9 protein-coding genes are annotated in these 14,447 nt (G+C 45.9%); 3 read left to right on the top strand and 6 right to left on the bottom strand.

Features of this window, described 5'->3' with window-relative positions:
* Positions 1-146: 146 nt before the first annotated feature.
* Positions 147-1,901 (top strand): NAD(P)-binding protein, encoded by a 1,755-nt coding sequence (locus QMG91_RS26450; protein ID WP_281831010.1) that lies wholly within the window; start codon positions 147-149, stop codon positions 1,899-1,901.
* Between the two features lie 221 nt (positions 1,902-2,122).
* Entirely contained in the window at positions 2,123-2,818 is a 696-nt protein-coding gene (locus tag QMG91_RS26445) for a hypothetical protein (RefSeq protein WP_004406783.1), read from the top strand.
* A gap of 110 nt (positions 2,819-2,928) precedes the next feature.
* Here the strand turns inward: QMG91_RS26445 and QMG91_RS26440 are convergent, their stop codons facing one another.
* From QMG91_RS26440 to QMG91_RS26420, 5 genes are all read right to left on the bottom strand, one after another.
* Positions 2,929-6,087, bottom strand: a complete 3,159-nt coding sequence (locus tag QMG91_RS26440) for an AAA family ATPase (RefSeq protein WP_281831009.1) — start codon at positions 6,085-6,087, stop codon at positions 2,929-2,931.
* A 438-nt stretch (positions 6,088-6,525) separates the two neighbouring features.
* Positions 6,526-7,893: a YjiH family protein gene (locus tag QMG91_RS26435; protein WP_022598045.1), complete on the bottom strand. Its 1,368-nt coding sequence runs from the start codon at positions 7,891-7,893 to the stop codon at positions 6,526-6,528.
* A 243-nt stretch (positions 7,894-8,136) separates the two neighbouring features.
* Positions 8,137-8,556, bottom strand: coding sequence for a thiol-disulfide oxidoreductase DCC family protein (locus tag QMG91_RS26430; protein ID WP_409351274.1), 420 nt, complete (start codon positions 8,554-8,556; stop codon positions 8,137-8,139).
* 74 nt (positions 8,557-8,630) lie between these two features.
* The gene (locus tag QMG91_RS26425) at positions 8,631-9,929 is read right to left on the bottom strand and encodes a phosphatase PAP2 family protein (RefSeq protein WP_281831006.1); all 1,299 of its coding nucleotides are present in this window, start codon (positions 9,927-9,929) and stop codon (positions 8,631-8,633) included.
* Positions 9,930-10,139: 210 nt separating this feature from the next.
* Positions 10,140-12,299 carry a prolyl oligopeptidase family serine peptidase gene (locus QMG91_RS26420; RefSeq protein WP_281831004.1) on the bottom strand — a complete coding sequence of 720 codons (2,160 nt, stop codon included), beginning with the start codon at positions 12,297-12,299 and terminating at the stop codon, positions 10,140-10,142.
* A 216-nt stretch (positions 12,300-12,515) separates the two neighbouring features.
* Here QMG91_RS26420 and QMG91_RS26415 point away from each other — a divergent pair, with 216 nt between their 5' ends.
* Positions 12,516-13,433: a cation transporter gene (locus QMG91_RS26415; protein WP_281831003.1), complete on the top strand. Its 918-nt coding sequence runs from the start codon at positions 12,516-12,518 to the stop codon at positions 13,431-13,433.
* Positions 13,434-13,498: 65 nt separating this feature from the next.
* Here the strand turns inward: QMG91_RS26415 and QMG91_RS26410 are convergent, their stop codons facing one another.
* Positions 13,499-14,446, bottom strand: coding sequence for a nickel/cobalt transporter (locus QMG91_RS26410; RefSeq protein WP_281831002.1), 948 nt, complete (start codon positions 14,444-14,446; stop codon positions 13,499-13,501).
* Position 14,447 lies beyond the last annotated feature (1 nt).

Genomic DNA, 14,447 nt, shown 5'->3' with positions numbered 1-14,447 from the left:
TACCTTACCCAGCCCCGCATCAAGCGCGGGGCTGCTATAGAATGACGTTCATCTGCCCATCTGATACTAAACTGACACTGTTTCACTTTACCTGAACCTTTACCCTAATGCTTAACACCAATTAAGAATAATAGGGAAAGTTAACCATGCAACAAGATTTCGGAAACGTGAAAAATATCGCTGTCATTGGCGGCGGAACATCCGGTTTGGCAACCTGCTACTACCTGTATCACAAGCTCTCAGAAAGCAATCAACTGGACCAGTTTCGCGTTCACTTGTTCGAGAAAGAACAGGAACTGGGCGGCAACGCGCATACCGTTGTTCTGAACATGGGTAAAACCAACAGTGTTGACTCAGAAGGTAACAACATCGATCCGATGACATTGGTACGCTGGGCCGATATGGGGGTAAATGATGTTAACTTTAGCGAGTACCACACCCTTAAAAAGGTGATGACGAAGACAGAATATTTCAATGAGAGGAACCTAAAGCCGATTGAAGATACGGCGTGCTTTTTCTCTCAGGATAACCAACACCTCTACACCGATGACATCCATGTTTCTATGGATCGCCCGATGGATAGACGCTTTAGCCTGTCAGGTACACCGCAAGGTACAGTATTTACTGCGATTGTGGATTATGGCACCAATATGAGCAATTGTGAGAAAAAGCTAAATGCAGCGTGGAACATAGAACTGCAGACCTTTTTTGAAGTGGTAATCGCCCTCGCTGAAGGGTTTCCGAATAACAAGGAGCAATCGCCAGAATTTGACATTTGTTTTGATGCTTACCAAGCCATCCGAAACGAACCTTCTCTTGTAGATATTCCTGGTCCTGAACTGGCAAAACTGATCATTGAAGTCCGTGATAACCTGTTTTTCCCACGAGTGGCAGCCATGTTCTTCACCTTAGACAAAGGACCACAACATCTTCCACTTGCCTCCCCATTTGGCTACTTCAGCTATCAAGAAGGGAAAGGAGCTAAAGAGCAATTCCCTGATCGCCGCTACTTTGTCGGCGGGACAAAAAGATGGATTGAGCACTTGACTGCTTATCTATTAGATAAATTTAACCCGCCACAAAGTGAGCCAAAACTGTTCATTTACACTGGTGCGGATGTAAAGTTCAAAGCAGAAGGCTCCGGCTTCTCAATTGCTAGTATTAAAGGCACAGAAGACGATTCATTAAGAAATGCTCCGTTTGATGCTGTGGTTAGCACCATTCACGCGAATCATGCTCGCACTCAAATTTCCTTCGATGCTGCACATGCCGAGCAAGGTAACGTGTTGGATCCTATTCTTGCCCGAATTAAATATACCCAAAGCATTGGTATTGTACACACAGACGCCAGCGTAATTTCTGCCAATGTCAACAGCTGGAGAACGTTTAACGTGTCGATTCGCCATGGCGAAGCCATGATGCCTTACAGCATCACTTTCCAGGAAAACCGTCATCAAAACGACTGGTGTAACCCACAAATCAGGCATGCACCAGAGCTGAGCTATTTCGTTACCCTGAATCCAACACAACCTATTGCTGATAAGTTTGTGCTTCGCACCGTCGATTCCAACGAGAATCTGGATTTCTTGTGTGGTACAGACTTAACAGAGCTTCCTGAGTCGACACAAAAGCACCTGAAATCTGGTAGCGATAAAAACCTGCTGGGTCGAACAGACAATAAAGCCATTTTCTACTTTGCTCACAACGTGTATGACAAAGCAGCGCACCAAAGCCAGCTTGATATTGAGGAATACCATACGAATCTGGCAATCAACGTAAAACAAAATGGCTACGCGCCTATCGTTTACGCTGGGTCTTGGTGTGCGGAAGTGGGCTTGCAGGAAACGTGCTGGAAACAAGCTGCAAATGCCGTAGATAAGCTTCTGCCTGTCTTCTCATAAAGAGATAGCTATCTTAGCGTAAAGAAAATCCCATTCGTCTATTTTTGACCGAACCACCCAATATGTTGTGTTGAGTATTGGGTGGCTTTTTGCTTTTTATAGCCTCTAAAAACCTTTATTCCTTTTCAACTGAGACCAAACTGAACCAGATTCTTTGCCACCTTAAAACTAAGCTGAATACGTTGATTTTTTTTAAATACTCTTTGTAAAAGGAAATACTCATGTCCCGGTTCGCGCTTGGTGGTTGGTCTAATTTTCGTCAATTAAATCTGGAAGATAAGTCGGTCTTCAATTCGGCATTTGATGGATTTGTTGGTGTTCACTACGAACCCTTTGAAGTCCAGACTCAAGTCGTTGCTGGAGTAAATTATCGCTACCTGTGCAAAGCAAATCGGGTTAATGAGCCTGCTCTGCATTTCTTTGCCTGGGTTTCCATTTTCACGCCTTTAGATGGTGGTGCCTACATCACCAATATTCAGCGGATTCAGGAACCTAACGTGGTTCAAAATCAGAAGGTGGATCAGTTTGAGCTGGTTAGCCTGACTGCGGTTCTAAACAATGGTGTGGCTGAATCTGCAGAGGACGTACTCGGCTTTGAGCACCTGGTGAGAGAAGGGGACGAATGTTATCAGTACTATCAGGCGGAGCGCGGATTAGGGTTAACACACGCCAATCAGGTTATGTGTCCAATGGGGCTGGGTGTGATTGACGGTTACAAAGTGAGTTACAAGCAAGCCATTGAGCTTTTCCATACCGGAGACTGGGGAGGAAAGTTCATTTACCTGACGCTTTCCAGAATCGTTTCACTCAATGTCAAAGAACCCGTCTGGACCTTCATTTCGGATCTTGGTACTCAGGTTCAGATTGGTGCCAACACGGGTGAAATTCATGAAGCGGTGCTGACTGAGTTGGTCTAAACGTGATTTGGGATGAAGCTGCGATACCTCCCTCTCTTATGTTTGGGGGAACGTAGGAAAGCGAGAGGTATCCATCCCTTATTTTATATCTCTACATGAGCATGTGAATCTCAGAAAACAGGCATTGTATTCAGCTCATCTGTAGAGATCTGAGCTTGCAAAATATTCGCTTGTTTTACCTGTTGGTTAAACGCATCCAATTGAGCCTCGGAGCTGTTATTAGTTAACAATGCCAGCATTACGTCAGCCTGATTCAGATAAAGGTCGCGCCAGGGCGATGGTTCACACTGCGATTTCAACTGCTGCTGGTAGTTGGCAAGCAGCGTACGATCTTTTAAATTCCAGGCAGTTCGAATGCCTTGCTGATAGAAACGAAGATGATTGTGCCCTGCACAAGGCTGGGCAAGCCACTGCTCTCCCGTATCCAGCGCCTCTCTTGCTTCTTGCCAGAATGGGCTGACCATGGCTTTGGTTCCGCATAGCCAGGGACCAATAAAGGCCTGGAGGTTGTTTTCCTCGACCAGTCTCAAACCCTTGTCGATGAATGCTTTCGCTTCGTCAGGTTTATTTTGATACCACTTGAGGCGAGCCTTGGCTTCCATCAAACAGGCGATGAACCTGACGGCGTTGAATTCCTCGGCGATAGAAAGAGCCATGGTAATTTCGTTGTCTGCCTGCTCCAGTGCGTTGAAGTCGAGCAGGATCCACGCAGCGGTTAAACGTGACACAATTTCAGCTCTTCGGTTACCCGTTAGGTAGGCAAGCGTGGCTGATTGTTGAGATTGTTGAAGCGCCTGAGACGTTTCCAACTGATAAATCAGAGTAGATGCCAACATGTAGCGGTTTGATGCTTCTATCTCAAGAAACTGATTTTCCTCACATATGCTTAGGCTTTGCCTAAAGTTGTTGTATGCGTTGGTCATGTTGCCACGTAAATATTCACAATCGCCCAGACCGCTTAACGCCTTGGCTTTTGCTTTGTCGCAGTTAGCTTTCTGGCTGTACTCCAGCGCTTTCTGATGCTCTAGCTCGCAGGCTTCGATATTTCCTGTTGGGAATAGGATGTTGCCTCTCATTGAGTGTACTTCAGAGAGTTGAGCATATTGCTTGGAAGGTTCCGAAATATCTTGGGCGGTTTGTAATATCGAAAGTGCCTTATCAATCGCATCCACTACCTGATAAGGGTTGGCTAAATCTATGAAATACTGGCTCGATGCGGTGGAATCCGTGTTGTGATTTGCTGCCTGTTCTAGAAAATGGATGCATTCTTTCACTTTACCCATCGAGTAAAGGCAGTTTCCTTTCAGGTTTAGCGCATACGCAGTTTCGCTTTTGGGGACGATTTCAATCGCTTCTTCAATCAGTTCCAGTGCCTGCTCAAACTGGAAGCTGGCAAGGTATTCCTTGGCGCTTTTGATCAGAATAGTGAACGCGTCTTTACACTTGGCACGTTTAGAGTGCAGGGCGAACTGTTTTTTGTCTCGCTCTTCAAACCATTTGGCGCAGTGCTCATTCAGTAACTGTTTTTCACTCTCCGAAAGCTGTTTCTGAACTGCAGAACAAATCAGGTCATGGTGGAACATAAACCCTTGATCGGAATGTTTGATCAGACCGACTTCAAGCAAGGTTTTTGGGTAGTAATTGTCGTCATTAAGGACGAACTGAAGTTGCTCCAGGCTGAAACACTGACCAAATACCGACGCGGCTTTAATGGCAGACAAGCTGTTGGAATCAAGCTTACATAGTTGCACCATAACAAGGTGTTCCATTGACTCCGGAACAGTATTCCCCAGCCGGGAACAAAGTAAAGACTGACGCAAAAACAGGGGATGCCCACTGGCGCGCTCAACGCATCTTTGGATAGCATCCTGGTTACCCGGTGCCATCCAGTTTGCCAACTGTATCGATTCATCCATATTAAGAGGGGATAATGCGATCGTCTGAGCGGTCTGGAACCAGTCTGGCGCATTGAGCAGATGATTTTCAGAGCGGAAGGTGAGCACAAGCATTACTGGGAATTTATGACTTTGTGCCGCTACGATCTGAACAATGGTCAGTAACAGCTCATTTGCCCAATGCAGATCTTCAATCGCGACGATGAGCTCTTTGGATTCTGCAGGTCTGTGAGTCAGCAGTGCGATGATGCTCTCTTCAATAGCGCGCTGGCGAGATACATGTTCCATAACATCGAGTAGTCTTTGCTCTGACTCGTGTAGCTTAAGCCCCATCAGCCAGTAGATAAACAAGTGATGAGAAGAGGCAATAGGGGAGAGGGCGATTCTCTGGCGAATATCAGCATGATCGTCATTTTCACCAAACCCAAACAACGCGCGAATCAGTTTAACAGTCGGCAGAAGCGAATTCACAACCCCAAAGTTTAAAACCTGCAGACGAACAGGGGAACGGTGCTGTGCTTCTAGCATGTCGATAAACTTGTGCAACAAACGGGTTTTGCCTATCCCTGCCATACCTGTGAGGCAGACAGTGGTTCCTTTTCCGTGTTGGTAGAGGTCCGCGACCATAGTATTCAGTTGACTGAGTTCAGATTGCCGACCGACAAAGTAATCGGTCTGAACCTGACACATGGATACGATGCGCCAGTCTCGGTAATCTGGGTTTTCAGGCAGGAACACGTTTCTTGGTCTGGCGCAGTTTGAAGACACGAAACAAGGGCAGGCAACAATGTCTCCCCAGGTGACTTGGTTAAGCAACGTTTTTGTCGCTGATTCAATACTTTGATTATCAATCTGGTTTGTCGGCGATTCACTGGCTTCCACAAAGAGGCGGATCTGGTTCTTCAACGTGAATTGCAGCATGGCGCACAGCCGACGCATGCGTTCAAACACAAATTCATCACTGGAATTTGTCAGCCATCCAAACTCAAGAAAGTTGCCGTCTTTGTGGTAATAGTTGTAGGACTTATCGTTGAGCTCTTCAACACGCTCGCGTAAGTTCTCGTCGGAAATTTCGATAGCAAGCCTTAAAACCTGACGTTTGTATTCTGGTACAGTAGCCAGCTCTTTTTGCAAATCGGGTGCGGAGTTCTGAATGAGGCTTTCTACCGATACATCATAAAATTTAGCCAGTTCTTTCGCTGTTCTGTAAAGGATGCTGCTTCCTGATTCGGCACGCTTAATCGAAGACAAGGACACATATAGGCGTTCTTCTGCACATTGTTCCGCTAACTTCTCCTGGCTTAATCCTTTCTGCTTTCGAAGTTGTTTTAGCAAATCCCCGTTTAATGGCAGGCGGCCATCTTTAGAACTCATTTTTAAAATCCATTTAGTTAATCGGAAGCGCAAGATGCTCAAAACTCTGTGCCCGAAAACACAAAGGTCTTACTGATAGAAAAGATAGTTATTGCTTTGAATTGCTTAAAAAATAACTAATAGCAAAAAATGAGAGACATTCAATTCATTGATACATTTATATGTTCTCATTATCACAGTTTCTAATATTAAAATGAGCCAAGTAAAAAACAATGACGATTATGTTTCAGAGGGCTAAATGTGGAAGGCGTTTTCTAGAAACAGGCGTAAGTTGACCTTTTAGTCAATTCTAACTGCATGAATAAAAAGTAATTATTGATTTATTTATAAATTTGAGGGATTCTTAGAAAAATGTAACGGAATTTGTTGCAGTGCGTATTCGGAATAAAGAAACCCTCGCCAGATTGACGAGGGTTGGAGTGAAGGTTCACTGATAAATCAGAAGATGAGGTGAGCAACACCTGCAATCACTGGAAGAGTGATTAGCGTACGCAGAATGAAGATGATGAACAGTTCTGCTAGGTTAACTGGGATACGGCTTCCTAGCAGTAGTGCGCCCACTTCAGACATGTAGATAAGCTGAGTAACCGACATGGCAGCGATAACAAAACGAGTCAGGTCGCTTTCAATAGATGCCGCTAAAATCGCAGGAATGAACATGTCTGCAAAGCCAACAACGATGGTTTCAGAGGCTTTTGCCGCTTCCGGAATATTCAGAAGCTCAAGGAAAGGTACGAAAGGCTGACCAAGAATAGAGAATACCGGAGTGTACTCTGCAATAACCAAAGCAATCGTCCCTAACGCCATCACCACTGGTAGCACGCCGAATACCATGTCCACTGCGTTTTTCAGACCTTCAACACACACTTCTTTTGCTGATTTCACACGGCTTGCTTTTTCAACCGCCAGATTCATACCCCAAGACCAGCTGTTATAACCTTCAGGAATCGCATTTTCGTTGGCGTCTGGTGCAGTACCATCAATGTACTCGTCTTTTTTGTAACTCAGTGGTGGAAGGCGAGGAATGATAACCGCGGCGACTAAACCAGCCAGGCAGATTGCACCATAGAAAGGCAGGAACATATGTTCAAGGTTTACCTGAGCCAGTACAACCAGGCTGAAAGTGATCGATACAGCAGAGAAGGTAGTACCGACAACCGCCGCTTCACGTTGGGTGTAGAACTTTTTCTCGTATTGCTTACTGGTCAACAGGATACCAACGCTGCCATCACCTAACCATGAAGCCATACAGTCGATAGCACTACGACCCGGCAGGTTAAACAGAGGGCGCATGATTTTGCTTAAAAGCGTGCCGAATAGCTCCAGCAGACCAAAGTTAAGAAGCAGAGGAAGAAGCAAGCCAGCAAAAATGAAAACAGCAAACAGTGTTGGCAATAGTCCTTCCAGTACAAGCCCACCAGTGTTTTCTTCCCAGATGGCTTTAGGACCCAATTGGAAGAAAGTCATCAGTACAGCCACACCACCAATGGTACGAACGGCAAACCAAAGAGGAGAAGGATCAAACAGACCCGTTAGAAAAGTGTTATTAGCAACAAAAGCAGGCTTTGCGATTTTATTAATGATGGTTGCGACAGACATAAAGCCGATGACTGCAGTAACCAAAGGTACAACCATGTCGCCCAATAGATCTTTTAGTGCACCCGCTAAGATCGCAACAGGGATAGTGATATCACCCTGATAGCTGACGGGTGCCATGAATAGGAAAAGACCCAGCAAGGAGGGGATCAAAAATACCCAGAAATTCTTTTTGCTCTTGGAGGAGCTGACTGTGTTTACGTTATCCATCTTCTTATACTCTTGTTACCGCTAGTAAATAATTATTCACTAAACATTAGTATTCATTCATTGATGCGAAGAGTAACTATTTTTCATGGTTAACGCAATACTATTCAATGTTAATTACTAAATATTCAGTGATAACGGCGGCTAATGGTTTGATAGGTGGAGTATTGTAACAACTATGTTGCATTTAAGTAGCGAGATATACAGAAGTGATAACTGGATCAAGAAGTAAACAGAAATGCCACCTTATGGGAGGCGGCATTGTTCGCAGTCACTGCGACGTTTTCCGGTAAGAAGCCATGATATGGTATAGCGGTGCTTGGCGAATCTGAGGTATGCCCAGTCTGCGACGACACAAATACCGGGCTTGCGTAGCCAGTTGACCCAGGGTTTGCGTTCAACAGCATTCCACGCGGCTTGGGTCACATCCAGACCGAGCAACAGGTTTCCATTCCCATCAATGGCATGAAGAATGCGATTCGCGCTTGCTACATCAATCTGTGGGTATTGCTCACTGAACTGAGTCTGATAGATATCGACGAGCTTCAGCTTCTGATGGGTATCGAAGTTTTTTAGCTGGTTCATTTCCGCTTTACATAGCGGGCAGGTGCCGTCATAAAAAATAGTGAGTGTCATGTCTTTCTCGTCAGCGGTGTCTTCAGACATTGTACGAGTAACCTTCCGCCAAGATCAAAAAAGCTCCGAAATTCGGAGCTTTGAATTCAGCGTTTATGATGAGGTTAGAAGCGGTTCGAAAAAACCAGCTCTACAGAACTGTTGTCGTAGCTGACCGCATCAAAATCTGTGCTGGTTGGAAGATTTGTTGAAGAAGCTAAGTAGTTCAGACCCATATCCCATGCACGATTTATCTGGTAGTTAACACCTAGTTTTGCCGTGCTGTGCTTATTGTTACCCCAAACCTGATAGCGGTATTCACCGGTCAGATCTAGGCTGTCGAATAAGGTGTATGTAGCGCGTGCTGTCATCGCAGGCAGAATACGCAGGTATTCACGTTTTTCATGCTGACCTAACTCTTCAGCATTTGCGATCTCATAGCCGAAATGGTGTGCGTAGAAGCCCAAACCAAACTTCACATCGAAGTTATCTAAAGGTTCGTACCCTTTGTAAACATTACCGCCCAACATATAGTGGCGATATTCGCTCACCAGAGATTCACCCTTGTTGTACGTGGTATCTTGGTATTTGAACGTTTCTTTCGCTGTGCCATTTACACGCAATTCCGTTGGGATGAACTCAAAGTCCAGCATGTCGTTGTTTGAAAGCTCACGCGAGTATGTGATTCGCGTGTATGGCTGCAGCTTATCGACCTGTTTTGTGTCGCTGAAGTGGCTGTTTGCGATCAGGTCTTCCGTGAAGAAGTTCAGGTGAGACCCTAAGCCCACTTCGATTTTATTGTAAAGCGGCGTAGCAATGTGCTGGATCTTATCCTTGGCGGTACGCTCTTTGTTAAAGGCTTCTTCAGTAATGGTTACGTTAAGCGCCATGCCGTCTTCCGTCTGCTGCGCGTTCATGTAAACACCATCGGCAGCGTAAGGAGACACAAAATACTGATTCACCAGGAAAGAAATACCAGCACTGGCGGTTACATCACTCACGAAGTGGCGTTTACCATGTACACGGCTGTAAGCCACGTAAGACGCTGCTGCATAGGCTGGGATGCCCCACTCTGCACCGTAGCGCATTTGCAAGAAATGTGCGCCTGAGAACCCTGCTGCCGCATGACCAGAAGGGTAAGAGCGTGGGCTGGTTCCACTTGGTCGCTGGCGACCTACTACTTTTTTAGTGGTATCTACAATGATTTGAGAAGCCAGAACAGAATATGTCAGCTGTTTTGCGCCTTCCCAGTCGTCGTGCATCCATGCCGCCATATAGCCACTAAGCGGGATGAATAGTTGCAGCATATCGCCAGTTTCAACGGTTGAGTCTGAACGAATATTGGTGATTTCGGACGCTGCCATAGCCGGTGCGGCCGTACCCAGTGCGCCGATGATCATCGCGGCACAAGCACGTAACTTCATTGTGTTTCCTTTTAATTGAAATGATTCATTCTTGGAATCAATCTTTAATGCAGCGGCGTATTATACGTGCTGTTTATATAACTGAAAGTAAATATTCTAATTGGGATGAGAGCCTATTTAATGGGTTTCGTTAAACCGTCTGGCATCTCTATTCAGCAAGATTAAAAAACGCAGCACAAGGCTGCGTTTTTTAAACCCAAGCTTACGCTTTTACAGCTTCTCAACACCCATGTTGTGGAGTGTAAAACTGTAGATATCCGCGTATTGCTCAATCACTTTACTGGTTGGAGTACCAGCGCCATGACCTGCGTTTGTTTCGATACGAATCAAGGCAGGGTTAGAGCCCGATTGCTTGGCCTGAAGCTCAGCGGCAAACTTATAAGAGTGCGCTGGTACAACCCGGTCATCGTGATCGCCTGTGGTCACCATGGTGGCAGGGTATTCGACACCTGGCTTCACGTTGTGAACCGGAGAGTAGGCTTTCAGGTACTCAAACATTTCTTTGCTCTGGTCGACGGTACCGTAGTCGTATGCCCACCCAGCACCTGCTGTGAAGGTGTGGTAGCGAAGCATATCAAGTACGCCAACCGCCGGAAGCGCCACCTGGAACAGTTCTGGTCGCTGAGTCATGACCGCGCCTACCAACAAGCCTCCATTCGAGCCACCGTTAACCGCCAGTTTCTCTGAAGAGGTATAGCCCTCATCAATCAGGTATTCTGCGGCAGCAATGAAATCGTCAAATACATTTTGCTTGTTAAGTTGTGTGCCTGCTTTGTGCCATTCTTTTCCGTATTCACCACCACCGCGAATATTGGCAACCGCATATACGCCGCCCATTTCCAGCCAGGCTGCACGAGTCGGGCTGAATCTCGGTGTCAGGCTTACATTAAAACCGCCGTAACCGTACAGAATAGTCGGCGCACTTCCGTCCATTGGTGTGCCTTTCTTGTAGGTCACAATCATTGGAACTTTGGTGCCGTCTTTTGATGAATAGAAAACCTGACGGGATTCGTACTCTTCAGACGCAAATGGCGATTTTGAACGATGGTACAACTGGCTTTCACCTGATTGAATGTCCATCTTGAACATGGAGCTCGGTGTGCTGTAATTGGTAAAGGAAAAATACAACTCAGAGTCGTCTTTTTCTCCTGAGAAGCCGCTTGCACTGCCAATTCCCGGCAAGTTCACTTCACGAACCAGATCGCCGTTCATTTTGTATTGCTGCACCATGGAAACTGCATCGACCATGTAGCTGGCAAACAGATAGCCGCCAGCGGTAGAAGCGCGCAGAACATGTTCTGTTTCTGGAATCAGATCTTGCCAGTTTTCAGGTTGTGGCGCGTTGGCATCCACCGTCACTACTCGTTTGTTCGGTGCATCCAAGTTGGTCACCAAAAAGAGTTTGCTGCCTTGGCTGTCGATAACATAAGTGTCCGATTTGGTTGTGTTCAAAACGGGTACCATAGGCTTCTCTGGATGAGCCAGATCTTTAATGAACAACTTGTTGCCAGAAGTGGATACAGCCGCAGAGATCATCAGGTAACGATCATCCTCTGTGGTGTAACCGTAAACATAGCGATGCTTCTCTGCTTCAGTACCGCCGAACAGGAGCTGGTCTTCGCTTTGCTTGGTATTCAATTTGTGGAAGTACAGTTTGTGCTGATCTGTCTTGGCAGACAACTCACTGCCTTCTGGCTTGTCATAACTTGAGTAGAAGAAGCCTTCATTCCCCAGCCATGAAATGCCACTGAATTTGACGTCTACCAGTGTTTCGCCCACTTGTTCTTTGGTTTCGGCATTTAGAACAACAACCTGCCGCCAGTCACTGCCACCTTTGGAAATTTGATAAGCCACCAGAGAGCCATCTTTGGAAAAACGAACACCAGACATCGAAGTAGTTCCGTCTTCACTGAACGTGTTCGGATCAATAAACACTTCTGGTTCACCATCGTTCAACTGACGATACAAAACGTACTGGTTTTGCAATCCATCGTTTTTATAGAAGTAGGTGTATTTCCCCTTTTTGAAAGGGCGGCTGACTTTCTCATAATCCATCAGCTTGGTAAGGCGTTCTTCAATGCTCTGACGGTATGGAATGTGCGAGAGGTAATCGAACGTCAGTTGGTTCTGATCTTTCACCCACTGAGCAGTTTCGTCGCTGCGGTCATCTTCCAACCAGCGATAAGGATCTTTCACCTGAGTGCCAAAATACTCGTCTACCACTTCAACCTGTTTGGTGACCGGGTATTTTAAAGCCATGTTTTCTATGTGCTGTGCGAATTGATTTGATGTGCTCTCCGAATTGTCGGAGGGAACGCTACAGCCGGAAAGTGCAACCGCAGTTGCCAGGAGTAACACTTTGCTTTTCATGAACTTCCTTGAAACGAGTGTTTGAGGGAAAGCGAAATGTACTACAAAATACACCCCGTACGACGTTTTAGTTTATAAGAGCCCATATTATTTGTGACAAGGCTCGACGAATGGTACTGAGCAAAGCATAAAGTAACTTTCAAAAGCATCATCGTATATTGAAAATGATTTGATGTGATATGATTTAGCAAACGCATTTTTTACTTTCGAGGCATCATGAAAGAGCAAATTTCCCGACGGGAACAGCAATCCATCAAAATTGGTATCGCTGCCAATCTGGTCATGGCATTCAGTGGTTGGTGGACTTTCTACCTGTCTGGATCAGAGGCACTGCTTCTGGATGGCAACATGTCTTTTATCCTGTTTGTCTCATCCATGGTTGCGCTAAAAATTTCTAAGATAAAAAGTGTTCGCAGCGAAGTCTTTCCCTTTGGTTTGTACGTTACTGAAGCACTGTATTCCATGATGAAGGGGCTACTTCTGATAGGGGTGATCATTTCAGCGATTTCTGGTAATGGCACTAAGATCTTCACCTACTTGCAAGGTGGAAATATTGCGCCAATCAATACCGGACCGATCGTGTACTACGCCATTGCGATGGTTTGTATCTGCTGGGGACTGTCGCTGCTCTACCACGTGCAGAATAAGCGTATAGGGAATGCCAGTTCGATGTTGAAAGTAGACAAGAAAGCCTCGTTTATCGATGGTGTGCTTTCTGCTTCTACCGGATTGATTCTGATTGTTATCGGATACGTGCCTGCTGGAAGCAGTTGGGATTTCTTACTCTATATCGGTGATGCTCTGCTGGTGGTTGTTTTGGCTACTCTGATGATCAAGCAGCCGATTGGAATCATTAAGGAAGCCTTTATCGAGTTAGCTGGTGGAAAACTTCAGGATCAGGTGCAGCATGAAAAAATAGAAACGTCAGTCAATCAGCATTTGCAAGCCTGTGGTATCAGCGCAAAGAGTCTGAATATCAGTAAAACTGGCAGCAGTTACCTAGTAATAGTGGGGTTGGCGTTGGAAGAGCTTGCAGACAAACCTGCGGGTTCAGTTACCGATGCTCGCCACAATATGAAACAGGCTTTAGATAAAGACTTCAATTTTGTGGATGTTGAAATGGTACTGGTTTGAAAAAAGGGGAATCGAAAGCGATTCCCCTTTTCCTTTTATGTTAATGGGTACAGAAGCTTAGGGCTTTAGATCACCCGACTGAATGCCACATCGCCAGACTGCAGAAGCAGCAGTCCAAATAAACCCAGAACAACACCACCTGCCAGCGTCATGTAATGAGGAGCCCGAGAGGAAGAATGATGATGGTGATGATCATGGTCGTGGCTGTGGTCATGATCGTGCCCGTGATGGTGGCTGTGCTCATGATGATGCTTGTGCTTTCGGCTAAACAGATTGGTGGTGACTTTTTTACCACCCAGAGTCAACATGGCGATGGTGGAGGTGGTTAAACAGGTTCCCGCCGCCATCAACAGCGCACTCAGTACACCTACCCAATAGACCCCAACCATGTTGGCAAACAGCAGGATCATGATGGCACCAGTGCAGGGTCTGAGACCGATAGTCAAAATCAGGCCGACAACTTCTTTCCAGTCATTGGCAAATTTAGGCTCATGACCATGACAGCATTGTGAGGGGTTTCTTATCTTCCGAATTGATCGAACGATCATCACCAGACCAAACAATAATACACAGAAATAGCTGACCATCATGACGGATTCTGCCTTGGAGTGAATGTCGCGCATGGACGCTTTGTAAACCCAAAGGAGAATCGAGACCAAACCTATGGCGACTATAGCCTGAACAAAAGAAGAAACGATGGTGATGATTAGGCTGGTCTTCACCTGAGTTGGTTTTGCGACCAGGTAAGTGGAAACCACCACTTTGCCGTGACCAGGTCCCAGAGAGTGCAGAATACCGTAGATGAAGCTGATTATACTGAAGCTTAACAGTGCCCCCTGATGCTCTTCCTGAATGTCATAAAGAAGGTCGCTTAACTGACCATTAAAGTCTCGCTGTAGCTGAATGCTCTTAAGCAGTAGCGTCGGCCAGCTTTGCCACAACTGATAACCCAACGCCAGAAAAAGGAATGCAAACGCCCATTTGATATAAGGCTTTGAAAAAAAGTCTGGCATG

This window comes from Vibrio nigripulchritudo (assembly GCF_027924785.1).
GTDB classification, from domain to species: Bacteria; Pseudomonadota; Gammaproteobacteria; order Enterobacterales; family Vibrionaceae; genus Vibrio; species Vibrio nigripulchritudo.
Note: the sequence above shows the minus strand (reverse complement) of the source record. Positions and strands in the feature narration are given on the sequence as shown.